Annotated in this window: 18 protein-coding genes; 5 read left to right on the top strand and 13 right to left on the bottom strand. The window is 69.2% G+C overall.

Annotation, left to right across the window (positions count from 1 at the left end; genetic code table 11):
• Positions 1-52: 52 nt before the first annotated feature.
• Positions 53-1,114, bottom strand: coding sequence for a LacI family DNA-binding transcriptional regulator (locus tag JOD27_RS00190; protein WP_204760064.1), 1,062 nt, complete (start codon positions 1,112-1,114; stop codon positions 53-55).
• Positions 1,115-1,330: 216 nt separating this feature from the next.
• Here JOD27_RS00190 and JOD27_RS00185 point away from each other — a divergent pair, with 216 nt between their 5' ends.
• The 3 genes from JOD27_RS00185 (at position 1,331) to JOD27_RS00175 (ending at position 5,254) form a co-directional block, all read left to right on the top strand.
• Positions 1,331-3,403, top strand: coding sequence for a glycogen debranching N-terminal domain-containing protein (locus JOD27_RS00185; protein ID WP_204760063.1), 2,073 nt, complete (start codon positions 1,331-1,333; stop codon positions 3,401-3,403).
• Positions 3,404-3,740: 337 nt separating this feature from the next.
• Positions 3,741-4,793 (top strand): LacI family DNA-binding transcriptional regulator, encoded by a 1,053-nt coding sequence (locus tag JOD27_RS00180; RefSeq protein ID WP_204760062.1) that lies wholly within the window; start codon positions 3,741-3,743, stop codon positions 4,791-4,793.
• A gap of 260 nt (positions 4,794-5,053) precedes the next feature.
• The gene (locus JOD27_RS00175) at positions 5,054-5,254 is read left to right on the top strand and encodes a hypothetical protein (protein ID WP_204760061.1); all 201 of its coding nucleotides are present in this window, start codon (positions 5,054-5,056) and stop codon (positions 5,252-5,254) included.
• Here JOD27_RS00175 and JOD27_RS00170 read toward each other — a convergent pair.
• Positions 5,241-8,075, bottom strand: a complete 2,835-nt coding sequence (locus tag JOD27_RS00170) for a right-handed parallel beta-helix repeat-containing protein (protein ID WP_204760060.1) — start codon at positions 8,073-8,075, stop codon at positions 5,241-5,243. The two genes, JOD27_RS00175 and JOD27_RS00170, sit on opposite strands and share 14 nt — an antisense overlap.
• 805 nt (positions 8,076-8,880) lie before the next feature.
• Between JOD27_RS00170 and JOD27_RS45745 the strand changes: the two genes are divergently transcribed.
• Complete coding sequence (locus JOD27_RS45745; protein ID WP_275591540.1) at positions 8,881-9,006, top strand: hypothetical protein; 126 nt, start codon at positions 8,881-8,883, stop codon at positions 9,004-9,006.
• 25 nt (positions 9,007-9,031) lie between these two features.
• On the opposite strand, the gene JOD27_RS00165 is transcribed toward JOD27_RS45745, so the two are convergent.
• The 10 genes from JOD27_RS00165 to JOD27_RS00120 all read right to left on the bottom strand — a co-directional run bounded on the left by JOD27_RS00165 (position 9,032) and on the right by JOD27_RS00120 (position 22,525).
• Complete coding sequence (locus tag JOD27_RS00165) at positions 9,032-10,591, bottom strand: tetratricopeptide repeat protein (RefSeq protein WP_204760059.1); 1,560 nt, start codon at positions 10,589-10,591, stop codon at positions 9,032-9,034.
• Positions 10,584-10,802: a hypothetical protein gene (locus tag JOD27_RS00160; protein ID WP_204760058.1), complete on the bottom strand. Its 219-nt coding sequence runs from the start codon at positions 10,800-10,802 to the stop codon at positions 10,584-10,586. The genes JOD27_RS00165 and JOD27_RS00160 overlap by 8 nt, the downstream gene beginning before the upstream one ends.
• A 5-nt stretch (positions 10,803-10,807) precedes the next feature.
• On the bottom strand, positions 10,808-12,721 hold the full coding sequence (locus JOD27_RS00155) for a tetratricopeptide repeat protein (protein ID WP_204760057.1): 1,914 nt from the start codon (positions 12,719-12,721) through the stop codon (positions 10,808-10,810).
• Positions 12,688-14,085, bottom strand: coding sequence for a serine/threonine-protein kinase (locus JOD27_RS00150; protein WP_204760056.1), 1,398 nt, complete (start codon positions 14,083-14,085; stop codon positions 12,688-12,690). Before JOD27_RS00150 ends, JOD27_RS00155 begins: the two co-directional genes overlap by 34 nt.
• Positions 14,086-14,111: 26 nt before the next feature.
• Complete coding sequence (locus tag JOD27_RS00145) at positions 14,112-16,049, bottom strand: Hsp70 family protein (protein ID WP_204760055.1); 1,938 nt, start codon at positions 16,047-16,049, stop codon at positions 14,112-14,114.
• 11 nt (positions 16,050-16,060) lie between these two features.
• Complete coding sequence (gene grpE, locus JOD27_RS00140) at positions 16,061-16,672, bottom strand: nucleotide exchange factor GrpE (protein WP_204760054.1); 612 nt, start codon at positions 16,670-16,672, stop codon at positions 16,061-16,063.
• Positions 16,672-17,115 (bottom strand): J domain-containing protein, encoded by a 444-nt coding sequence (locus JOD27_RS00135; RefSeq protein ID WP_204760053.1) that lies wholly within the window; start codon positions 17,113-17,115, stop codon positions 16,672-16,674. The genes grpE and JOD27_RS00135 overlap by 1 nt, the downstream gene beginning before the upstream one ends.
• Before the next feature lie 3 nt (positions 17,116-17,118).
• A complete protein-coding gene (locus JOD27_RS00130; protein ID WP_204760052.1) occupies positions 17,119-19,743 on the bottom strand; it encodes an ESF1 family protein in 2,625 nt (874 codons plus the stop codon).
• Positions 19,740-22,199 (bottom strand): TIR domain-containing protein, encoded by a 2,460-nt coding sequence (locus tag JOD27_RS00125; protein WP_204760051.1) that lies wholly within the window; start codon positions 22,197-22,199, stop codon positions 19,740-19,742. The genes JOD27_RS00130 and JOD27_RS00125 overlap by 4 nt, the downstream gene beginning before the upstream one ends.
• A 110-nt stretch (positions 22,200-22,309) precedes the next feature.
• The gene (locus JOD27_RS00120; RefSeq protein ID WP_204761199.1) at positions 22,310-22,525 is read right to left on the bottom strand and encodes a hypothetical protein; all 216 of its coding nucleotides are present in this window, start codon (positions 22,523-22,525) and stop codon (positions 22,310-22,312) included.
• A gap of 827 nt (positions 22,526-23,352) precedes the next feature.
• On the opposite strand from JOD27_RS00120, the gene JOD27_RS00115 reads away from it, so the two are divergent.
• Positions 23,353-24,321: a hypothetical protein gene (locus JOD27_RS00115; RefSeq protein ID WP_204760050.1), complete on the top strand. Its 969-nt coding sequence runs from the start codon at positions 23,353-23,355 to the stop codon at positions 24,319-24,321.
• 138 nt (positions 24,322-24,459) lie between these two features.
• On the opposite strand, the gene JOD27_RS47085 is transcribed toward JOD27_RS00115, so the two are convergent.
• Entirely contained in the window at positions 24,460-24,882 is a 423-nt protein-coding gene (locus JOD27_RS47085) for a TetR/AcrR family transcriptional regulator (protein WP_372441667.1), read from the bottom strand.
• Between the last annotated feature and the right edge of the window lie 135 nt (positions 24,883-25,017).

The raw sequence follows: 25,017 nt of genomic DNA, 5'->3' as shown, positions 1-25,017 counted from the left end.
TCCTAGGTTGACAGTGCTTGGGGTGGACGGAAGAACGGAAGGCGGAGGGGTGTCAGCCGGCGGCGGCCGGTGAGGTGCGGCGAACGACGAGTTCGGGTTTGAGCAGGCGGTTCGCGGAGATCGCGGACGTGGCGCCCAGGTGACCGAGGAGCAGTTCGAAGCAGTCCGAGGCGGCCCGCTCGACCGGTTGGGCCACGCTGCTCAGTCCCAGCGCCGCGGCGACGGGGGTGTCGTCGAACCCGACGACGGCCACGGGCTCCGCGGCGACCGCGGACAGGGCGCCGATGGCCAACGAGTCGGAAGCGCAGACGATCGCCGTGGGCCGGTACTTCGCGGCGAGCAGCCCGGCGGCCGCTTCGGCTCCGTGCTCGACGCTGTCCGTGGTCTCTGCGGAGAGAGCCACCAGGGTGCTCGCGGACCATGCGGTGGCCTTCGAGAGTGCCCGCCGCCAGCCTTCGCGACGCTCGTCGCCCACTCCGGAGCCCGCGGGCCAGCCCAGGAACGCGATCCTGCGGTGGCCTTGGGAGAGCAGATACTCCGTCGCCGCTCGGGTGCCCTGCGCGTTGTCGACATCCACCCAGGAGTGCCCCGTGTCGCTGAGGCGACCGGTATCCGACCACGGCCGGCCGAAGCTGACGAACGGGACGCCCTGCCGGGTCAGCCACGACGTCCTGGGATCACCGCCATGCGTGCTGGTCAGGACGAACGCGTCCACGCTGGTCGTCGCGAGCAGTTCGCTGTACCGGGCGATCTCGTCCTCGTCGCTGTGCGCGGTGAACAGCATCGTGCGGTACCCGCCCCGTTGCGCTTCCTCGGTCAAGGCGTGCAGGAAGCGGTCGAGAACGGCGCCGTTGATGCCGTCCCGGACCGGCTCCAGACGCAGGCCGATGATGCGGGAACGCTGGGTGCGCAGCTGACGGGCGGCCAGCAGCGGACGGTATCCGAGTTCCGCGATCGCCGAGTGAACACGCTGCAGGGTCATCGGCCGCACGCGATGCGGAGCGTTGAGCACATTGGACACCGTCTGCCGCGACACAGCTGCACGCTTCGCGACGCTCTCCAATGTGACCCGGGAGCCGGACGTGTCCTGTTCGCCCTGAGTGTCGTCACTCACCTTGCCACCGCCTCGTGATCCTGGTCGTCGGTCCAGTCGCCGTGAACTTGAACGATCAAACCTGGCCGGCTGGCGCGATCGATTTTATCGATAAAATCGAGCTGGCCGGAGATCCTGGTCACTCATTTGTGGTTTGTCAAGGCGTGAAGGCTGCCTCGTCGAACCAGCGCGCTAGATGGCTTGACAGGCTGGAGTTTTAACGCTCAAATCCGTGGCATGTCCACACCCCCGCCGCTCTCCGAAACGGCCGTCGTGGGACGGCAGCCCTTGCTGCACGACCTCGCGGTCACGCTGCGCGCCCCGTCCGTCGTGCTCGCCGGCAGCGACGGTCAGATCCGTCACCGCGGCACACAGGGTCTGCTGCACGGCGACGTCCGGGTGCTCAGCCAGGCACTGGTCACCGTCGACGGACACGAGCCGGAACCCATCAGCCACACCGATCACGCAGCGGACACCAGCGAGTTCGTCGGCCTGCTGCGCGGCCTCGGTGATGCGGGCGCGGACCCCACCATCTGGCTGCACAGACGGCGCACGGTGACCTCGTGCGGCCTCGCGGAGACGCTCGACCTCGTCAGCGCCGCGGCGGAGGACCAGACCTGCACGGTGGAACTGGCGACAGCAGCTGACTTCGGGGGCATCGACGCGATCAAGTCCGGCATCCCCTCCCCCGGCCTTCATCCGCCCCGCGTGCGCGACGGTTCGGCGCAGTGGCGCCGGGGCCCCATCGACGTCGTGCTCACCGCGCCGGATGCGGCTGTCGAGTCCGACGGCACGACCGCGAACGTCCGATGGGCCGTGGCACTACCCGCCAGGTCGGTCGTCCGGCTGCGGTGGGAGCTCACGATCACCGACGCCGACCCGATGCTGGTGGCGGGCGACGCGATCCGACTCGACGTACCGCACGTGCGGGCCGACGACCCGCGGCTCGCCCGACTGGTCGAGCAGTCGATCAGCGACCTCAACGCCATGCTCATGGCTGGTGCCGATCACCCGGAGGACGTGTTCCTCGGCGCGGGTGCTCCCTGGTACCTGACGCTGTTCGGTCGCGACAGCATCTGGGCCGCCCGCCTCCTGCTGCCGCTGTCGGTCGATCTCGCCGCCGGAACACTGCGCACGCTCGCGCGACTGCAGGGCACCCGGCACGAACCGGTCACCGGAGAAGCACCGGGGAAGATCCCGCACGAGCTTCGACGGTCGTCGTTCCAGACGCCCGAATTCTCGTTGCCGGCGCTGTACTACGGCACCATCGACGCGACCTCGCTGTGGGTGTGCCTGTTGCACGATGCCTGGCGGTGGGGCATGCCCGAGGACCAGGTCCGCGCACTGCTGCCCAACCTGCGCGCCGCGCTGCGCTGGATCACCGAGTTCTCCGACACCGACGGCGACGGGTTCGCGGAGTACCTCGACGAGTCCGGGCACGGGTTGACCAACCAGGGTTGGAAGGACTCGGGTGACGCGATCCGCTTCGCCGACGGAACGGTCGCATCCGGCTCGATGGCGCTCGCCGAGGTCCAGGGCTACCAGTACGAGGCCCTGCGCAAAGCGGGCGTCCTGCTGTCCACCTTGGGCGCCGACGAGCCGGGCCTCGCCGAGTACGCGGACCGCCTCGCCACGTCCTTCCGCACGAAGTTCTGGGTCAGCGACCAGGCGGGCCCGTTTCCCGCCCTGGCCCTGGACGGCGCGAAGAACCCGGTGGACACGCCGACCAGCAACATCGGTCACCTGCTGGGTACCGGACTGATCGATCAGACTGAGACCGAGGCCATCGGCGCGCGCCTGGTGGGACCCGACATGGCCAGCGGTTTCGGGCTGCGCACGATGTCACGGCGCGCGCAGGGATATTCGCCCCTGAGCTACCACTGCGGATCGGTGTGGCCGCACGACACCGCGATCGTCATCCGCGGTCTGGCCCGGACCGGACAGCAGCAGCGGGCCGCCACGCTCGCCGAACAGCTCCTGCACGCCGCGCAGCGCTTCGACTGGCGACTGCCCGAACTCTTCGCGGGCTACGGACCCCGCGAAACCGGCCGTCCGGTGCCGTATCCGGCGTCCTGCCGGCCGCAGGCGTGGTCCTCGGCGTCGGCCATCGCCTTGGTGCAGACGTTCCTCGGCCTTGAGGTCGACGTACCGCGCCGGACGATCACCGTCCGACCCCCCGCCCACAGTGCTGTCGGCGCGCTCGAGGTCCGCGGGCTGCGGCTGGCAGACGAGGAGCTCGACATCTCCATCGACCGAGACGGCACGGTGCTCGATGTTCGGGCGCCACAAGGATTCACCGTCGTCACATGACAGGCGATTTGTGAGCCGAACCAGGCCGCCACGCACTGCCCCGGTTGCTGAGCGCCCCTTGGGGTATCTCGACCAGTTTCCAACCGATGGCGTGCATGGAGCTGCGCCTCCAGGGCACGGTGCCCGAGCAGACCCGTCGACCACTCGTGGTTCCGCACGCCCGACCTCGGGTACCCCGATCTGCCGCCGTGCCGAGAGTTCAGCTGACCGACGACCTCCAGTCGCTGTTCGGCCGACCGCCGCGATCCGCGACGACGACCACGCACGCGGTGCGACCTCGATGATGGGAGCGTTCCACTACTGTTCTGTTCGCTGAACTGAGCCAGGAAGGATCCACATGAGCGGTAGCAGGGCTGAGCGCGAGGATGCCCAGCCCGCCGTGACCCTGGCCGACGTCGGCCGGCTGGCGAAGGTCTCCGCCCAAACGGTGTCGAACGTGCTTCACCGCCCCGACAAGGTCCAGCCCAGGACGCGCAAGCGGGTGGAGGCGGCGATCCACCAACTCGGGTACCAGCCGAACCGGGCCGCACGGGCCTTGCGAGTCAGCGCGTCCCAGATGATCGGGTTCCGCATCGTGCCGACCGCGCCCCAGGCCGTAGGGTCGCTGCACGACCGTTTCCTGCATGCGCTCGGCGAAGCGGCCCGTGCGGCCGGACGGCACGTCCTGCTGTTCACCGCCGACGACGCGGACAGCGAAGTGGTCACCGCGTCGCAGCTGCTGCGCACCGGCGCCGTGGACGGCGTCGTCCTCTACGACGTGGTCGCCGAGGACCCCCGTCCCGCCGCGCTGCTGGCCGCGCGGGTGCCGTTCGTCGCCTTCGGTCGCACCACCACCGGCACCGCCGGGTACTCCTGGGTGGACGTCGACGACGAAGCCGGCGTGACCGAAGCCGTGGACCACCTCGTCGCCCGCGGGCACCGCCGCATCGCCTACATCGGCTGGCCCGAGCGCTTCTCTGTCGGCGTCCGCCGCGCCCGCGCCTGGCACTACGCGATGCAGCGGCACGGCCTGCCCACCGACCTGGACCGCCGCGTCGACGACACCATGGACGCCGGAGCCGACACGCTCGACTCCTTCCTGGACGACCCCGAACCACCGACCGCTGTGGTGACGGCCTCGGACACCCTGGCTGTCGGCGCACACCACACCGCCTCCGCACGCGGCCTCGAAGTCGGCAGAGACATCGCGATCGTCGGCTTCGACGACACCCCGACGGCGTACGCGCTGAACCTGTCCAGCGTCGGCCAGCCGCTCACCGAGGTGAGCGTGGCCATCATGGAACTCCTCATCGACGAACTCAGCGCATCGCCAGGCCGAACACACCAGGGGCGTCTGCTCGCCCCTCGCCTGGTCGTGCGGAAATCGTCGGACAGGTCGTTCCGCCGCTGACGGACGGTTGTGGCGACGATGGCACGGAGCTGCCGCAGTGTGACGTGGGTAGCCCAGGCGTGCGGCGCCGGACCACCCGGCAGTTGGCGCTGCCGCCAAGCCAAACGATCTCCACCGCCACACCTCTGTTCGCCAGCGCGCCAACGCCGTACCTGCGGTGGTGTGGGCATGGCCAAGCCGGCGACGAGTCGCAACGGTCCCCACAACTCGCACAACACATCGTCGGGTTGGTGTCATGTGGCAACCGTCCGTTGTCCCGGATGAACCACATGCGGGAGGACCTCAAAGGCCCGGACGGCGTGAACCGCGGGAAATTGGGGTGCGGTGGCGAAGCCGAACAGGACGGTGCCGTGGGGTTGTTCCACGGACGCCGCCCTGTTCAGCCGGTTCGGCCGCTCCGCAAGGACCGGCACGCCGCGCCCTGGGTGCCGGTCGCGCCGACCGGGTTCAGCGGATGGTGAAGCGGTCGACCACGAGGTACTGACCGGATTCCTTCACCAGGCGCAGGGTGTGGTGGCCGGCGGGCAGATCGGTCGTGAACACCGACTGCTGCGCCGACCGGGTAGGGGCGTAGGTGTTGACGGTCGTTCGGTAGCGGCCGTTGACGTAGACGTCCACCGGGCCCTGGTCGCTGTTGGTCTCGGTGCGGACGTCGATGCGGGTGCCGGTGAAAGACACGGTGACCGAGTCCCCGTTCGCCGTGGTCGCCCTCACGTCGTTGCCGAAGTCGCCGTAGCCGCGGTTGCCGTGCGTGAACCAGTTGCCCTCGAAGACAATTGCCGGGTCGTCCTCGTCGATCGAACGGTCCAGCCGGAAGCCGTCGAGGGTCGCCACCGCGCCGCCGGACTTGGTCAGCTTCAGGGTGTGCTGCCCGTGGGTCAGGCCGGACACCTGGTAGATCACGGCTTGAGCGATGCGGGTGGGCGAGTGGGTGTCGACGGTGCCGACCGGCGCGCCGTCCAGGGTGACCGTCAGGCGGCCCTGGTCGCTGTTGCGTTCACCCAGGATCTGGATGCCGGTGCCGGTGCCGGTGATGGTCGCCGAGTCGCCGTCGGTCGACGTGTGGCGGACGTCGCAGTTGAGGTCGCCGAAGTGCCGGTTGCGGGAGACGTTCCAGGTTCCGGTGTAGGTAATGGACGCCGGCGACAGCAGCGGGCCGAGTTCACCGTCGTTGACCAGATGTTCCTCGGGCAGCACGGTCTTGCGGTGCGGTGCCCGGATGCCGGCGACAGCGACGATGTCCTTGGCGCGCTGCGGCCAGGCGCCGTTGGTCACGAGGGTGGTGTTGGTGATGGTGACCTTGGTGCCGTTGTTGATCTGCCTGGGGTCGTCGGTGAAGTTGTCGTGGATCGTGATGTCGTGGATCGAGTTGATCCACTCGTGCGTCCACAGCTCGCCGGTCTGGCTCACGACGTTGTCGTAGCTGTCCCACCACGAACTGCCCTCGTCGTGGTACAGCGCCTTGGAATTCGGTTCCTTCGAGCCGCCCTTGCTGAACACGTTGCCCGCCGCCACCGACCGGACGCTGCCGTCGCCCTGACCGCCGAGGGTGTACAGGTGGCCGCCGTCGGAGAGCACGTTCATCACGTCGTGCACGTAGTTGCCGACGACCCGGTTGCCCCGCGCGTAGTTGGTGCCGCGCCGCTCGTTCTTGGTGTTGTAGGGCGAATCCCAGCCCCAACCCCAACCCAGCGAGATGCCCGTGTACGGAGTCCCGGTGATCTCGTTGTGCTCCACCCGGACGTCGCGGGTGTAGCCGACGGACACGGCCGCGGCGTCCTCGAACTCCCGGCCGATCCGGCTGATGTGGTTGTCCGACACGGTGTTGCGCGCCGTCTGGCGGTTCGGGTCGCTCAGCCAGTGGTCGTCGAACTCGCCGACCGACACACCCGCGCCGGAGATGTCGGTGATCCGGTTGCCGACGACGGTCGAGTCCTGGGTGCCATCGGCGAAGTCCACCGCCGTGCCCCCGAGTCGGCTGAACTCCGAGCCCGAGATCTCGATGCGCTGGCCGCAGGTCACCCGGACCGCGCCGGGCGTGCGGCCGATGCGCTGCGGCGTGCCCACCCACACCACACCCGCCTGGTTGTCGGCGTACCCCTCCGGTCCTGACGGTTGCAGCCACGTGGCGTAGCCGAAGGTGATGCCGCGCAACGCGATGTCGTGCACCGGCGAGATCACCTCCGACACGACCGAGAATCCGTCGATCGCCAGGAACTGGCCCGACTTCTTCACCAACCGCACCGTGTGCGACCCCTTCGACAGGCCGGTGCGGCTGTAGATCACCTGCTGCGCCAACCGGGGCGCCGCCCCGTACGCGCTCACCGTGCGGTCGAACTTGTTGTCCACGTACAAGTCGATGTCGCCGAGGTCGGTGAACCGCTCCCCCAGCACGTCGACTCCCGTACCGGTGAAGGTGAACGTCACGGAGTCGCCGTTGGCCGTGGTGTAGTGCACGTCGTCGCTGACGTCACCGAACGGCCGGTTCGTCTTCACGGCCCAGGACCCGCTGTACGCGGCACGAGAATCGTTGTCGTTGACGACCTCGAGGTGGCCGGGCGTGCCCGCGAGGTCGACCAGCCGTTCCGCCACCGCCAGCTCGACGCTGGCCGACGCGAGGTCCTCACCCGCGCGCGGCTTGTAGTACACCTGAGCGGCCGCCCGGTCGAGGTACCACTCCCCCGGCTCGTCCAGCAGCGGCAACGCGTTCTCCAGCCACGCCACGCTGTCGATACCCCGCTGCCCGCTGCCGCTGTAGGGGAAGTAGTAGTTCGGGCGGTTGGGGATACCCGTGTTGGCCCAGCACTGGTTCACGGCGTTGAGCTGCGAACCGCCGCCGCTGGGTGTGATCGACGCCAGCGGACACCGCATGTGCTTCCACGAGTTGCGGCTGACGATCTCCACATCCATCGGATTCGCCCACGACGCATACGCAGGATCGGCCGCAGCGAACCCGGTGGCGTTCTTGGTCAGCCCGGCCGGGTTCTCCACGGACCGGGCACGCACAGCGCGAACCCCGTCCACGTACAGCTGCCGTGACCACGTACCCGCCGGAACCGACGCCCGGTACAGATCGCGCTCAGCATCCACCAGCTGCCACCCGGTCACCGCGCGCCCACCACTGAACACCGGACGTGCCCCCGCAGCGGCCTGATAGATGACCTTGAACCCGTTGCGCCCGGAGTCCTGCGCGGTCAGTTCCAGCGGGGCACCGAGGCGATAGACGCCACCGGCCAGATTCACCACGATGTCACCGGTCATCCCGGCAACCAGCGTGCGCACCTTGTCCCGTGCACCCGTGAGACTGCACGGAGCCGACACCGTGCACGCCGTACCGGAGCCCCCAGGTGAGGCGTGAAGCTCGGCCGCGGCCGCCGCTTGACTGGGAACCACCACCGTCGCGGCAACCACGACACCCGCCGCCACTACGGACACACTACGTAACGCCACATCGACCACCACCTTGTGCTCGGATGTTTGAATCGCTACCTACCCAGCGAACAGGCACGACCCCAAGAGACGATGCGTATTGCTCCGATGTTTTGTCAACGTGATGGCAAGATCCCGCCACGACCCTCACTCACAGCGAGCAAATGACAGGGGTGGACACGTCTTCCCAGCCAGCACGACCGGTTGTCAGAGTCACAAGTGGCATTCACCAGACCAGCAACGATGCAGCTTGTGGTCGCGTAGTGGTCGCACGCGGCCCACGCTCCGGTCCTGCGCTGCTCACCAGGAGCAGGTTGAGCAAGGAGATCGGAGGAGCTTGCCATGAAGAGCCCGAACCGTGGTCGCGTGTACCGCCGTTGTGCCTGCCGCGGCACCGACGGCCGCCAGCTCGGCGCCCGCTGCCCGAAGCTGGCAAACCGCAAGCACGGAACCTGGACCTACGCCGTCGATCTGCCGACGCTCGACGGTAAGCGCCGAACACGACGCCGCGGGCCTCGTACAGTGCGGCGTCCATCGTCGCGAACGGCTCTACGTTCTCGTAGTCGATCGGCTGGCCACTGCCGTCATACTCGACATTCCTGTGGGGTGCCATAACCTTGCGCCGCCCGTTGAGCTGCAGTGATCGTTCAGCATCGCGGTGCTCGGCACCGTGCTGTCCGCATGGGCGGCCGCCGGCACGTTCACCGAAGCGGTGCGGGGCACGGCTCTGGTGGCGGCGGCACTCGTGGCGGTCGCGGCCTGGGTGGCCTACGCCTCATCCTGAGCCATCAGGGAGAGCTCGCGAAACGTTACGGACGCAGTTGCCGCAGCGTCGCGTCCACCGCGTCCAGCACCTGCCGCAGCGTGCGCCCTGCATGCGAGTCCGCGTCGTGCTCCCGCACGGCCACGCGAGCCGTGGACCGGATCGAGATCAGCTCACCGCGGACGCTGTACAGCTCGTTGTGCGTGGTGATGCGCCGGTGTTCGTAGCGCGCCATCAGGTCGTTGAACCGCGTCACGCTGCTCACGAACCTGGTGAGCTTGGCGACTTCGGCGCGTTCGGCGGTGATCTTGGCACCGAGGTTGCGGCGCTGCTCCACGAACTCGGGGTCGGCGGCCATGCGCTGGACGATCTCCTCGGCGGTGGCGAGATGCCCTTCGGCGACCGCGAGCGTGTTCAGGTCGATGCGTTCGAGGGCGATGTCGGCGGAGATCGTCTCGGCGGAGGCGTGCACGTAGGCCACGACGGCGCAGCGCTGGTCGATGGCCGCCGCGCGGGTGCAACGCCTGCTCGCGGTCTCGAAGTCGCCAGCGTAGAACGCGTTCAGCGCATCCTGGAGCTCCTCGCGGAGCACCCACGAGAGCACGTCCTGCAGACCGTCGACGTCCAGCGGCGCGACGTTCGCGCGCTTGGTGCGCCGCCAGCCGACGAACGGGATCTTCGAACTCTTCGCGTAGCGCTCGTGCGCGTAGGACCACAGCCGTGCGTAGCGGGGCTCGGCCTCCAGCGCCTCCGCACACTCCGCGAGCTGCTCGATCGCCACCTTGGGCCGGCCGACGCGCAACGACTGGCGGGCGCGTTCCACCTGCGGCGCGTGCACCGCGGCCAGGATCGAACGGTGCATCTCGGCGAAGATCTCGAGGTCTGCGCCGGCGCCGGCCATCACCGCTTCGACTACGGCACGCGCGCGCACGGCCTCGCCGATGTAGAGCAGCGCGGCGCCGTGGAGGTAGTGCAGCCCCAGCACCTCCGGGTGCTTGGTCACCCACTGTTCGGCGAACTCGATCGCCAGCGAGTCGTGCTGCTCGTCCTCCAGCATGTCGCCCAGAATCGCGCTGACCTCGTCGACGAGCCGCTCTTCGCACGCGTCGCGCAGCCGCGCCGCGAGCGTGACCTCAGCGGCGTCCGTCGCGTGCTGACGTGCCGTGCTCACCAGGTTCAACGCCGTGCCCAGTTCGCCGAGCGAGTACTTGCACCGGGCGCCGAGCAGTAGCGCGGACACGTTGGCAGGTGCCATCTCCAGTGCGGCTTCGACGTGCGTCCACGCGTCGGTGAACCGTTCGGCCGTCAACGCGCGCTCCGCCTTTTCCAGCAGGGCACGCAGTTTCAGGTCGGCCTCGTGCTCCTTCAGCCGCGCGAGATCCTCGCGCAGCCGGTCGGCGTCGCCGCCGATCCGAAGACCTTCGTCGTCGGCCGGCCGGAACCGGTCGCCGATCCCGCCGAGGTCGACCTTGTGCTCCGGCGCGAACCCGACCCGGTTGCCGAGGTCGAGCGGTTCCGGCTGGAACGCCTTGGCCGCCTCGCGGACGAGGTCGGAATCCCAGTCGTGAGCCGGCGCGAACGCGAGACCCTGCTCCTCCTCATCCACGGTGCTGTGCCCTGCCTTCCTTGCGCTGCTTCGCGACCACGGCGTTGACCAGCGCGGTCTGCGCGGCGTGGTCGAGCTCGGCGATCGCGAGGATCGACCGGCGCAGCTCGATCCTGCGCATCGTGTCCCCCGTCGCCTCGTCGGTGAACTCGAGCTCGGGCTCCGGGAGCTGGCCGAGGCAGTCGGCCGGGCTCAGGTGCTTGCGCAGCATGGACATCACCCCTCGTTGTCGCCGAGCAACCAGTCGCCGATGTACACCAGCAGGTCGGCTTCCTTCGTCTCGACGGACTGCGCCTGCTCGGCCAGGCGCCTGCTGTCGTTCTCCAGGTTGTGCACCAGTTCCTGGGCGGCCGCCAGGTTCGCGTCCCCGCCACGCGCCGCCATCAGCTGGACCACGCGCTCCTTGAGCAGTTCGGCGCGGTTGTTCACCTCGTCCACCGTCACCGGCACGACCCGTGCCTTCGCGAGCTCGGGACGGCGGTCGAGCGGGCGTACCTTGCTGAACCGCGACAACCGGTCCAGCAGGCTGACCCTGACCTCGTGGCGGACCGACGGGTTCTCCACGTACTGGTCGAGCACCTGGAGGTACCGGTCAGCCGCGTCCCTCCGCGCCTGCCCGCGGCGTGCCTCCTCGTTGAGGATGCGGACCACGTCCGGCTCCCGCACACCGAGCCGCTGGGCCTGGCGCAACAACGCGACACCGTCCGCGCTCTCCCGTTCCGTCGTCGCCAGGTAGCACTTGAGCAGACCTGCGACCAGGTACGGGTCACCGAACTCCGGGTCGTACCGGCGTGCGCACGCCAGCCTGCTGAGCACGTCCGCGAGCCGTGCGGCATCTTCCGCGGGGGTGCGTTTGCCTGCCGCCCAGAGGCGCAGGACGACCGCGGCGCGCAGCAGGTGCACGGCTCGCAGCGTGAGGTCGCGTTCGTTGAGATCCGCTGTCCTGCTTTGACGTTCGGTCAGCGCCACGAGTCGTTCGGCGACGCTGTCCTCGTCGGGCTCGTAGGTCCACTCCGGCTCGGTGTCCGCGGCGGGATCGAGCCGTTTCGCCGCACTGGTCAGCAGTCCGTCGACCTTGGCCAGCGACGGGAGCGTGTTCTCCAGCCAGCCCGCGAGCGCGAGGCCGATCTCCGCCGACGCCAGCATCGACTCCCGCTGCTCGGGCTCGACGTCCTCCGCCGCCCGCGACAGGTCCTCGAACTGACCGCGCGCCGCGACCAGGTCCCGGTCGAACAACGCCTGCGCGCCCAGCACGACGTGCTGGTTGCGTAGATCCGCCGGGATCCGGTCGGCGAAGTCGCCGAGCTTCTCGACCTTCTGGAACAACACGGCCGCGGCGTCGACCCTGCCGTCGCGCAACGCTTCCAGCGCACGGTGGAACTCCACGACCCCGTAGAGCTTGCGGGCTCGCGTGCTGCTCATCCCGCCCGCCTTCTCGATGGCCTCCAGCACCGGTTCCGCGCCGTCGTAGTCACGGCGCGACACGCGCAGGTGGGCCAGCAGGTAGGCGACGTCGACGTCGTCGGGACGTTCCCGGTGCAGTGCGGCCAGCCGGTACTCGGCCTCGTCCACCGAGCCGACCTGGAACAGCGAGAAGGCCGCGAAGAACCCGGCCTCCGCCCGTTGCTTCTCGGGCAGTTGGCGTTCGAGCCGGTCCAGCTCCGGCAACGCCTTCGCGTGCTCACCGCGCTTGATCAGGTCCACGACGTCGCGGTACTCGCGGACCTGCTTGCGCGGCACCAGGATTCTGCGATAGCCGACGAAACCGCCGGCGAGCACCAGCAGTGTGCCGAGGATCGCGAGCAGTGCCGTCAAGATGCCGGAGGAACCGGTGGCCTGCGCGGGAGTCTGGGTGGAGGGTGCCTGCGAACTGTCCGGTGTGGACTGTCCGGTGGTGGGGTTCTGCGCGGAGGGCTGCTGGGTCACCCCCTGAGCGCCCGGCACGACGATGTCGGCCGTGACGATGCCGTTGGGCGTCTTGATCTGGGCCTGATGGCGGCCGGGCGGCAGCACGGTGCCGCTGGGCAGGACGACGGTCGGGTCGTCCTGGGCACCCAGTGCCGGTGCCGCCAGCATCATGGCGGCAACGGCGGTGATCAGGACAAGAGCCGGGCGAACCGCTCGTACCACTGCTGTGCCTCCCCCTTGGTGAGATCCTGTGCGGCGACCAAGCGCTCGATTCGGCGCCGCCCCTCGATTTCGGTGAGTCTGGCGTTGTGCAGATCGCCGAGCTCGATCCAGCAGCGGCCGTACAGCAACAGCGAGGCCAGGTCGCCGAAGTCGCGGGCGGCGGCCGCGTGGGCCTCCCGCGCGGCGGCGGCCGGCTCGCCGCGGCGCAGGTGCACCTCGGCCGCGCGCTGGTACAGCACCGACTCGTCCTCCTCCAACCCGACCTGCTTGAGCAGGGCGATGTCGTCGAGGATCACCTTGCCCAGCACGCGATCCGACGGCCGTGACTCGAACACCCGCCACGCGGCCTCGTACCGGCGCTGACGCAGGTCGAACCGGCGTGGCGCGAGCTGAACCGCCTCGTGCAGGTAACGCAGCTGGGCCTCACCGTCGCCCTGCTCGGCGGCGATCTCCGTACCGAGCAGGCAAGCACGGACACGTGCTTCCCCGTCGTGCCCGCGTACCAGTTCCAGGAGTTCCAGGGCACGAACCGGATCTGTGCGCCGCAGACCGGCGGCGATCGACACCGGATCGGCCACCGCGTCCAGCGCCGAGCGCAGTTCCTCCGCGTCCGCCGGCCGGGCGGTCGGCGTGGCGTGGCGGTAGTGCTCGACGACACGGAACAGGTCCTGCCCCTCCCGCGTGCCGCACAACGTGCTCGGAATCCGCGTTCCCGCCGTGAGGGCGGGCCACAGCAGGCCGCGCGCCTGCGCCTCCACCCTGTCCTCGTCGGCGGTGATCGTCGCAACGGTGGTGTCACCAAGTGCTTGTGCCACCAGCGTTCCGATGGCGTAGCAGTCCACCGCCCGGTTGCCGGGCCGCAGACCGCGGACTACCTCCGGTGCCAGCGCGGCGACCACCGAACTGTCCACTCCGAACAGATCGCACGGCGTGCCGTAGGTGACGGCGGGGCACGGCAGCAGCCACGGCAGCCAGCGATCATCCTCCGCCACCACGACGATGTTGTGCAGGCTCAGACCGAGCGGGTGCACCGGGCTGCGCTGCCAGCGGGCGAACAGCGAGCAGATCCGTTCCAGCAGCGCCACGCGATCCTGCCAGTCCGTGAGCACGGCCAGTCGTTCCGCGAGGGTCAGCCAGTCGGCATCGGTGCGGTACTCGATGTAGTAACGGCCATCGGCGGTGTAGTCGTGCCCGGTGATCTCGACCATCGCCGCGAGCTGGCGTTGCCCGAGCGTCCCCACCGCGCGCTTGAACGCCCCGTCGGCGAACCGCGGCTCGACGATGCGCACGATCCGGTCGTTCGGCGTGTGCCTGCTGGCACGCCACAACTCGCCGCGGTCGGTGCTGCCGACCGCGGCGACCATCTCGACTCCCGGTGGTCCCTGCATGACTACTTGTACTGGTAGAAGACGTCACTGAGCCGGTCGCCGAGGTCCTCGACCTCGCTGGACCCGTTGCGCACGGCGATCACGAACGTCAGGTAGGCCGACTCGAGCTCGGCCCGCCGTTCCTCCGGCAGCTGCGAGACGAGCTTGTACGACCGCCTGGCCACGCTCTTGAACTCGTCGGGCGTGTTCTCCGGCGGTGGTGGCAGCAGAGCGGACTCGTCCTCGGCAGCCTCCGCCGGCGGCGGTGTGGGCAGACCTTCGCGCACGGCTTCGGTGGCACCGGGCGGTTCCGGCAGCCCGCTGCTCCCGCCCGCCATCACTTCCTTCAGGTGTGCCGCGCTCTTCTCGATCTCCTCCCGCGTCGCGCGCACGTCGCACTGCAGCTGGGTGCGCCAGATCTGGTCGTCGTTGAGGCATTTCACCGAGACGTCGAGCAGCCCGCTCTCGTCGATGGAGAACGTGACGGCGAACCGGTAGTAGCCCTGTTCGCGCGCCTCCGGCAGTTCGATGGGCACCTTGCCGATGAGGTCGTTCTCGTAGGCGACCGGGTTCTCGCCTTGGAAGATCCGGACGACGAGCTGCTTCCCCTTGCCGCCGTTGACGAAGTTGTCCTGCGTCTCGCTGCCGGGAATCCGGCTGTCCTTGGGCAGGATCGGCACGAAGTCCGACTTGTTCGCGAGGATTCCCAGCGTGTGGCTGGTGACGTCCTGCAGGATGATCCCGCCGCCGTCCTCACCGCCGATGCCGATGTCGAGCCCGCCCTCCCCGTCGACGGGGGCCATCGCGATGTCCATGCCCTCGTAGCCGTCGGCCGCGGGGTAGTCGCGCGCCACCATGCCCGCGCCGCGCGCCACCACCTCGTCCGGGCTGATGTCGGACCGGATGTCCTTGAGGTCGAGGCCGAGGTGTTCGGCGAGCATCGGGCGGATGCAGGCGATCCTGCTGGAACCGCCGACCAGCAGCACCTGCTCGATCTCGTCGCGCTCGATGCCGTTGCTCTCCCGCGCCGACGCGATCGCCTCGTCGAGGCAGCCGAGCGAGTGGTCGAGCAGGTCCTTGATCAACGACTCGAAGACAGCCCTGGTCAGCGGCACGTTCACCGACAGGTCCCTGGTGAGGAACGGCAGGTTCAGGGTCGCGGCGTTGGCGACGGAGAGGTCGCGCTTGCGCATCTCGGCCTCGCGCTTGACGCGTTGCCAGACCGCCTGGTCGCCTGTCAGGTCGACGCCGTGCTTCTCCTTGATCTGCTTGAGGACGTAGCCGGTGATGCGGTCGTCGAAGTCACCGCCGCCCAGCCTCGGGTCGCCGCCGGTGCCGACCACGCTGACGTTGCCGGGACTGACCTGGATGATCGACACGTCGAACGTGCCGCCGCCGAGGTCGTAGACGGCGTAGGTGTGGGTGTCCTCGTCCTCGATCTTGTCCGCGCCGAAGCACACGGCGGCGGCGGTCGGCTCGTTGACGAGCCTGCGCACGTTCAGCCTGGCCATCTTGGCCGCGTCCTCGGTGGCGCCGCGCTGCGGTTCGCGGAAGTAGGCGGGCACGGTGATCACGGCGTCGTGGATCGGTTCGCCGACGAACTCCTCCGCCTGGCGCTTGAGCTCCATCAGGATGAACGCCGAGATCTCCTGCGGCAGGTAGTCGCGGCCGCGGAACCGCACGCGCTTGGGCTCGCCGGGCTCGTCCGGCCCCGTCGGTTCCTTGAGGTAGACGCCCATGTCGCGCTTGACCTCGATGACCGTGTTCTCCGGATCGCTGGCCAGGTTGTTCTGCGCGGGGGCACCGACGATCACCTGCCCCTCCGGGTCGAGGCCGACCACGGACGGCACCGTCTTGGTACCGAGGGCGCTCTCGATGATGACGGTTTCCTTACCGTCCCAGATGGACACCGCGGAGTAGGTGGTGCCCAGGTCGATGCCGATGACCTTGTGGAATGGCATGACACTTGCTCCTATTCGGCGGAGGCGGAGGCGGGTGCGGAGTCGGCCATGATCTCCACCACGGCCGGGTTGAGCAGGCGATCGGCGAGCAGGTAACCGTCCTCCACGATGCGGACCACGGTGCGCGGCGGCGCGTCCGGGAACGGTGAGTCCTGCGGCCCGACGACGTTCACGCACCGGTGCTTGGCGGGGTTGAACGCTTCCACGCCGACGTCGACGGTGATGCGTTCGGCACCCATCCGGTTCAGCACGCCGTGCAGCGTGACCACGAGGCTCTTCACGTGCCCCGAGACGATCTCGGGGTCGGTGAAGTCGGCGCGGTCGAGCATCGCCTCCATCGCGCCGAGCGGGCCGATCAGTTGCAGGCACAGGTCTTTCAGCGTCCGGTGGACGAGACCGGCCGACATGTCCTTGCGCAGCTCGCCGAGTTCCCTCGACAGGTCGGCGCTGAGCGCGCGCTGCGACTGGACGAGCTGGTTCATCGACGTCGTGACGGCGGTGTTGTCGTCGACGACCTCCTCCAGCAGCGTCCCGATCCGGTCCAGCCGTTCGATCGCCGGGTCCGCTTCCGGTTCCGTCGTGGGGTCTGCCTGCGTCGTGGCGGCGTCCGAAGCCGTGTCCATCAGCGCTGTCCGATCAGTTCGTCGAGAAGGGTGTTGGGGGTGATGTCGGCGTCGAAGTCGTGTCGATCCACATCGGACAGTGGGCGCAGGTGCACCCCGGCCGCCCGCAGGTGCGCGCTCAGCACCCGGTGCAGCACGTCGATCCGGTCCGGTGCGCTGGTGAACATCGGCGCGGCGGCCGACCTGATCGTGAAGAACCGCAGGTGTTCGTGCTCCTGGTCGTACTGCGCCCGTTTCGCCGGACGGACGAGCACGTCGGCGTCGCCGTTGATGCGCTGCTGCCGTTCGGTGAGCTCCGCCTTGCGGCCAGGCTCGCGGCGCACCTGCTCCTTCAGCTCCCGGATCAGCCGGTCCCGCGCCTGCCGGATCTCCTCGGCCGTCGCGTCCGGCTCCACTCCCAGCCGCGAGTAGTGGGAGTCGCCCCCGAGATCGATCATGAACATGGTTCAGCCCTCCCCGTCCTGAGGTTCGGCGTCGCCGAGTTGCTCTGCCAGCCGGTTCAGCTGGGCGAGCGACTCGTCCAGCGCCGAGAGTTCGGCGTCGAGCCCGGCCTGCTCGGCCATCCGCCGGCCCTCCGTGATCGGGCCGATGGCCGAGCGCACGGCCGTGAGCGCCGCCTTTTTCCTTTCAGGGCTGCCGTTTTGCATGTAGTCGTCGATCGCGGTGCGAGCGGCTTGCTGCGCGGGTTCGACCAGCTCGCGGATTGCCGCGCGGATCGGAGCGCTCGCCGCTTTCGGTGCGATCTCGGTCAGGCTCTTGGCGAACTCCTCGCGCTGTTCGGCGTTCAACGCCTGCGTGATGCCCTCGCGCAGCAGGTCGATCGCCTCGGTCAGCTCGGTCACCCTGTCGGTCCGCACCAGCTGCCGCACGAGCTCGCGCCGCACGACGGCACTGCGCGGAAACCGTTGCAATGCCTGCCGGATCACCGCGATGACGTCCTCGGCGGACATCGAGGGCGGAGGACCCGCGGTCGTGCGGATGGACTCGGGGATGTCCTCCCAGCCGACGATGTCGACCTCGTCGACCAGCCTGGCCAGCAGGACCTCTCGCCTCTCGTCGTCCGAGGACGGAAGTTCCAGCGCCGCCACGGCTGCCGTGTACGCGTCGGCAGGCCGCTCGGCGGCGCGCAACGCCCGGCAGTGCATCAGCCGCAGCGTGAGGTCGTGCGGCACCAGCTTGACGCATCCGTCCAAAATGGACTCTTGGCCAGCGGGTGCTTCCGGCTGGTCCCAGAACGTGGCGAGGCTGACCAGGTCGTACTCGAACAGCTTGACCGGGTCGACGTCCTCGCCGAGCAGGCCGAGCTCGACACAGATCGGCCGCAGCACCTGCCACGGCAGCGCCAGCTGCCTGCGCGCGAGGTCGTAGCCCAGCCGCAGCTGCGCGCCGGACGGGGCGTCCCGCAAAGCCATCATCATCCGCCGCAGGGTCAGTCCCCTGTTCAGCGCCACCTCGGCCAGTGCGCGCGCCGCCGCTCGCTCCGGTTCGTAGTACTCGTCGCGGGTCTCGGTGATCGACTGGTGCGCCTGCTGGGCCACCGCGGCTGCCAGGTCGGCGAAGACGGCGACACCGGCCCAGTCGCGTCCGCCCAACGCCAGTTCCACGTGCCGGGCGAACGCCGTCGCGGCCGCCGCGCGGTCCTCCTCACCGGCGTCGTCGAGCACACCGAGCAGGTGCGCCGGCGACCGGAAACCGAGGCGCGCGTTGACGTAGTGGAGATCCCACTGGTGCAGCCACTCGGTCAGCGCGTCCTCGTCGGCCAGCCACGCCTCGATCTCCGCCTCGGCAGGGGTGTCGCGCGGACCGCTCGACTCGCAGTGCCGCTGCCTGGCCTGCTGAGCCAGCGCGAGGTGCAGCGTCCTGCGCTCGTCGAGCAGGAGCTGGACGTCACCGGCACCGGCCGCGTGCAGGTACAGCAGCTCGCTCAGCCGTTCCCACGCGGGACCGTAGTCCTGCGTCGACCTGGTGCGTGCCGCGAGCAGCGCGAGGTTGAGCGCCACCGGCACCCGGAACCGGTCGATGGAACCCGCTTCCTGCCACAGGAACCTGGCCTCGTCGAACCGTTCCGCGCTCCACGCGTTGCGGGCGTGGCCGTCCAGCACGGCCAGCCGCAGCTCGTCGAAGCTGTCGGTGTCCCTGAACCGCCGGGGGTAGCTCTCCAGCAGCGCCAACGCGTCCACGGCCCGGCCTGACCGATGCGGGCCGTACGCCGTGAAGTGCAACCAGCACACCAGTTCCAGCGGCAGGACACCGTGTTCGAGCCGCTCGCTCGCCATGGCGACGAACGCCGCGGGATCGCCTGCCTCCGCGAGCTCCAGCGCTGCGGTGAGCAGCACGACGGCCGGGTGGCCCGCCCGTGTGGTGAGCACGGGTTTCGCGAAGTCCCGCACCGCTTTCGGCGGTTGGCCGGCGGCCAGCATCAGCACGCACGCGGTGGCGTACTCGGCGACCTCGTCGGCGTCGGCCACCCGCGCCTGCCCGGTCCGCAGGAGCACCGACAGCTGGCTCGCCTGCGTCTTGCCGCCGCAGGTGATCTGCTCGTACAGCGCGATCCGCCACGCGTCCGGAGCGGCCGCCTTGAGCGCGGACTTGCGCGACTTTCGATCGGCGGCGGGTGCGCTCTGCTCCTCCACCCAGGTGTCGATCTCGGCGACCGCGGCCTGCAGGTCGGCGGGCCCGCCCTCGTTCAGCGCCGCGACCATCCGGTTGCCGAGCTCACGGGTCGGCTGCCCCATGTCCAGCAGCGCCAGCCCGAGCAGCAGGTGCGCCCGGCGGCTGCCGGGGGCGAGGCGGATCGCGTGGCGGTACTCCGGCAGCGCCGCGATCGGGTTGCCGCCGAGGTGCAGCACCCGGCCAAGGTGCAGGAAGAGCTTGGGGCTGAACGGATCCTGCTCGATCGCGGCACGCAGCCGTTCGATCGCCTCCGCCGGTTCGGTCGCCGCGTCGATCGCGAGCCGGAACTCCGCTTCGGCCAGCGCGATCCGCACCGCGGGGGTGGCTTCGCGGGCCCGCAGGTCCTCGATGGCCGCCAGCAGCCGCGTTCTCGTGTCCTCCGTCACCGTGGCCGTCATGCGGGGTCCTCGTAGAGCTCGACGACTCCCGGCCTGCTGACCGCGACCAGCCTGCCGTCCCTGGAGAGGGAGACGGTGGTCGCGTCACGCCACGACGCCTGTTGCTCCCCGTCCCGCCAGTACGCGTAGCCACCGTCCGGATCGGACAGGATGAACCGGCCGGCGACCCCGCACACGCCGGCCAGCCGGTGTCCGGAGGGGAAGACGCGGTCGCGCACGTGCCGGTCCGCCTCGTCGATCAGCCACGTCTCCGCGCCCGCCGTCGTCTCGACCACGAGCGTGCAGTGACCTGCCGCCGGGCCGCGCAGCAGCCTGCGCGCGCCGGGCCTGGCCTCACTGCCGCCGATCGAGCTGTCCAGTCGCACGCTCGTGAGCACCTCACCGGTGAGCAGGACCAGCCGCGTGCCCGCGTAGGCCAGATCGGTCACGAACCCGACCGCGGGCATGTTCGCGCCCGTGCGGTTGTCGCTATAGATCGCGAGACCGCCGGACAGGTCGGCCACGGCGAACCGGTCGTGCGCGTCGGCCGCGGCGATGCGGTGCACCCCGGCCTTCACGTCGAGCAGCTCCTGCCGCTGGCCGTCCGGCGTGAAGCGCCACAGCTGGTGCTTCCACGAACCGGCGACAAGGCCGTCACCGACGTAGCAGAGATCGCCGACCGCGCCGTCCATCCGCGCGGTGAAGGCGAGCGTCCCGCCGGCGAACCCGCGCACCCCGCCGTCCCAGCCGCCGATGGCGAGCCGTCCGGCCGGCCCGTGCGCGACTCGCCGCACCAGTACCGGTCCGGTGTCACGCCAGTGGGTGTCCTCACCCTCCACGACGACCAGCGTGTCGGTGCCGCGCTCCCACACGACGAGCCGTCCGTCGCCCAGTGGCCACGCCCCTCTGCTGTCGATCGGGCAGCTCTCGATGAGCTGCGGCCCGCGACCGCTGCGCGGCTTCTCCTCGGTCGTCTTGCGGTGGCGCCGGTAGACCGAGCCGAGGCTGCCTTCCGGTGGCAGCTCACGGCAGGCGGCGCGGAGGACCTGGCAGGCCCGCGCGGCCGTGGTGCACGACGCCAAGCGGTCCGCGACCTCGCCGGGCGCCAGCTCCTCCAGCAGTGCGGCCAGCGCGCTGAGGTCTCCTGCCCTGGTATCGGCACCAGGCCGCCCAGGGCACAGCGTGACCGTGCCGAGCGCGCCGACGACGACGTTCGCCAGCACGACGTCGCCGTGCACGACCGGTGGATCGGCCTCGTGCAGTCCCCGCAGGACCTCCGCGATGCCGAGCACCAACTCGTGAGCGGCCCTTGGCGGCAGCTTCTCCTGTGCGACCAGGCTCTCGGCGCAGGCGCCGTCCACCGACGGCAGCGCCAGGTAGTGCAGTCGCCTGCCGCCGACGACCAGCTCGCCGCCGTCCTCCGCGACCAGCACGCCCCGGTGCCGGTGCTCGAACCGCGCGACGCGCAGCCGGAACGACTGCTCGTCCGCGGGCGGTGGTTCAACGAGTACGACTGTCATCGCTTTGTCCCTGCCGGTGTCGCGCGCGCCGTAGAGCGTGCCGAGTGCGACGCGTCCCACGGCGGGCGCGCGCAGCACGTAGTCGGTGCCGGGCAGTCGTCTGGATCCGTCCTCGCTCACCGGAAGGTCGTTCCAGACGTCCGCGGCCTCGTCGGGCCGGCGCCATTCCGGGAACACCCATTCGGTCAGCGTCGCGAGCGTCTTCAACGGCGACTCGATCGTCGCGGCCGTGACCGCGGGCGCGTCGACGTAGCCAGGCACGACCTGGTGGCCGTAGCCCTCCATCGTGGCCAGCGCGTCGCGGATCTGGGTCGGCAGGCTGGGCAACATCATCAGCCGGTCCGTTATCCAGCGGAAGTCCACATGCGTTGGAATGTCGCCGATTTTCTGTCGGTACAAGAAGCGACACAATTCCCGATACGCCCGATACGCCTCGAACAGCGCCAGTTCCGGCTGGTCGATGTGCTCGAACGGCGCACCGCAGATCTCCGCGACCGCCTCTTTTCCCGGGGCGGCCGACGTGACCCGGCGGCGAATCATCCTGGTGACCAGCTCGTACTGCCGATCGTAATCGTTGCGCTCATTGGTCAGGTCGCAGATGGTCAGCCGACTCAGATAACGCGGAATCTCCACCGTCAGCGGCCGCAGGATCGCGGGGATCGTTCGCACGTCACGTGCGTCCGGGTCGCTCGTCACGCTGATGCCCAGCTCAGCCTTGGTCCAGCGCCGGTCGAGGTAGGCGTCGGAGAGGCAGACGATCATGTGGGCCGACTGCGAGATCCCGTCGTCCAACTGGTCGATGACCGGGACCCCACCCGCCATCTGTTCGTAGTCGATCCAGACCTTGAAACCGTCACGTTTGAGCGCGGTGACAAAGGGCGCGACCACGTTCTTGTCGGCGACCGCATAGCTGATGAACACGTCGAATACCGGGGACAGATCGTCCCGCTCAAACACCTCGCGGACCCCCCGTTCACGACCGGTTTCGCCAAGTTGTCCGCACGCTACCACCGGCAGATGAGGGCACCTATAGACAAAAAGGGGACACTTAGAGGCCAGTTCCGATTTCAACAAAAACGCGAGGCCGGTAAACCGGCCTCGCGTTGCTCGGCAGCCTCGGTGAACCGCTCGTGCAGCCGGTCCCTGACCTGGTCCGGGGTGTACGCGGCCCGGCGGCGCTGGTTGCGCGCGACCATGACACCGCTCGCCGCGACACCCGTTGCAGCTATCTCTTGGGATGTGACGGTGAGAGAGATGCCGGCAGGCAGCCGCGCTTCGATCATGAAGATCGCGCTCTCATGACTGCCAACTGCACAGTTGGCAGCGGTTGGGTGATCAGACGTTTGCGTCAGCATTTCTCTACCGCCATCTCGGCAGCGACGTGCATGAGAACGCGACCATCCGGGCTTTCGGAGACGAGCACCAGACTGCCCAGCCCCCTGCCCGACTCAACGGAGCACAACTAGCTTGAGCTTTAACGTGTTCGGCGAGGTCGTGGGTTGCTCGACTGGGTCTTCTTGCCGCGCTTGGGTTTGTGCTTGTTCGTCCTGGTGACGGTGTGGACGTCATGGCGTGTGGCGGGCCGGCGGTTGGGCAGTCCGCCGGGGCGTCCTGGGGTCGGGGCGTGAGGGTTTCGGGACACGGGCGGGGCAGGCCAGTTGTGGACGCAGGTTGCGAAAACCCCGGCGGACCCTCGACGGACTCAGCCGCTACGTCATCAAGGACGACATCACCGCGGGCACCGGCCTGGTGCGCGTCGCCGATATCTCCTACGAGTGGTCCGGCTAACCGGTTCGGCAACGCCTCGAACATCGCACCGGCGTCCCGATGCACCCCGTAGCGCAGACCTACAAGGTATGCCCCACGGCATGACCGAACTTACGGCTCCACTAAGTCGGGCGCATGGTCGCACCACGGCAACCCTGTTGCCGAGTTCTACTCATTCATGTCCGCTTTTCCTTTGATAACACCGGCCTGGTGGGGTGTGCGGGTCTACTCTCGCGACCCAAGAGGACGAGATTCGTCCCCTACAGCCAGGAGTGCTGCAGTGTCCTGGGTCACAGCTCGGCCGGGTTGTTCCTGCACAGAGCAGTAGCCGCGGGGGGCGGACGTGAGCGAAAACCCTGAACGAACGCATGGCCGGTCGAAGCCGCGCGCCGCGGCGTACCTCTGCTGCGCCGTCGCCGGTTGCGTGCTGATCCTCGCGGTCGTGGTGGCGTTGGCGATCACGACCGACCGGTTGGGCGGTGGTGCCCTTTACTTCGTCGGCCTCCTCGCGGCCCACCTGATCTGCCAGCCGATCGGCAGGCATGTCGTCGTCAGGTGCTGGGTCGGGTTCAAGCGCAACACCTCGGCAGACGGATGGTCCGCACTCCAGGCCGATCCCCGGCGTCCCGTGCTGTACCTGCGCTCGTTCCTGGTCGACGATCTGCTGGCGCGCACCGGTGAGACCGCAATGGACTACTTCCGGACCGAGGAGGAGCGGCTCGCCCGTGCGTTCGCCCGGATCGGACCACTGGTGGCGATCGGGCGGCCCGGCGAGCCGCTTCCACCGGCTGGTGCGCCCCGTGTCTACGTCGGCGATGACTGGCAGGAGACGGTGCGTGAGCTCCTCGACCGCTCCCAGCTGGTCCTCATCGGCGCGGGACGAGGTGACGGACTGCGCTGGGAGCTCGATCAGGTCAGGGCAACCGTCGACCCGCGCCGCGTCGTGGTCCTGCTCCCGTTCGGCAACCGGGAGTACGACAACTTCCGCTCCGACGTGGCCGACCTGTTCCCGCACCCGCTGCCCGACCTCGCACCACTGCCCGACGCCAGCGGCCACACGGTCCGAGCAGCACTGCACTTCCGCGAGGACTGGACCGCGGAACCGGTCCGCCTCTGCACCGATCGCGCCACCAGCCTCGAGATGGCACTGCTGCAGCAGCTCGCACCCGTCTTCGCCCACCTGGACGACACCCGTGCACCGACCAGGCTGCAACGGCAACGCGACCTGAGGTGGCTGGCTCTGAGCTTGGCGGGTCTCGTCCTCCTGCTGTCCGCGGTGTGGGGACTCCTGCGCGTCTTCGTGCTGCGCTGAGACCAAAGGCGGTCCCGTCACTTCCGCCGAACCTGCTCAGGTTCAGCTGGTGGGCCGACCGCTCGGCCGGAGCCTACGACATGGTGGCGTGGATGTCGGCCAGGACGACGACGACGATCTTCTCGGCCACCTCGCGCGTTAACGGGTGGCGCCGCTGGTTGACGTAGAGGTACACCGGCCCGGACAGCAGCACGGTGAGGAAGTAGCTGTCGACAGGCGGAATCTCTCCCCCGCCGGCGACACGCCTCGGCCAGATCCGTGTTCGCCGGGGCCGCGACGGTGGCCTGCAACATGGGCGCGGCCGACCGAGCTCGACAGCCGCACGGCCAGCGCCACCAGAAAGTCGACCAGACACGGCGAAGATCGCCGGAGTCGTGCAGAGCGCGGGTCCTCCGCGTACTGCAGCAACGCGTCCTTGACGAGCTCAGCGCGGCCCGGAAAGTTCCGGTAGACGTTGTTCCCGTTGACGCTGGCAAACTCGCCGATCTCCTCGTAGCGCAGGCCGGTCACGCCGTCGCGGGCAACGAGCTCCATCGTCGCCGCGAGGATCTGCGACCGCACCCGAGCGTTGCGGCCGCCCGGTCGCGCTGCCCGTCGTGCGCCGGCGTCGGTCGGCTCTGAGGTCTGCACGTTCTCCGGCACGCCCCGATTGGCACATAGCCGCCCTGCCTTCCTCCCGCAACTGTCGCAGGGCGT

It is taken from the genome of Lentzea nigeriaca (genome assembly GCF_016907955.1).
Classification (GTDB): Bacteria; Actinomycetota; Actinomycetes; order Mycobacteriales; family Pseudonocardiaceae; genus Lentzea; species Lentzea nigeriaca.
Note: the sequence above shows the minus strand (reverse complement) of the source record. Positions and strands in the feature narration are given on the sequence as shown.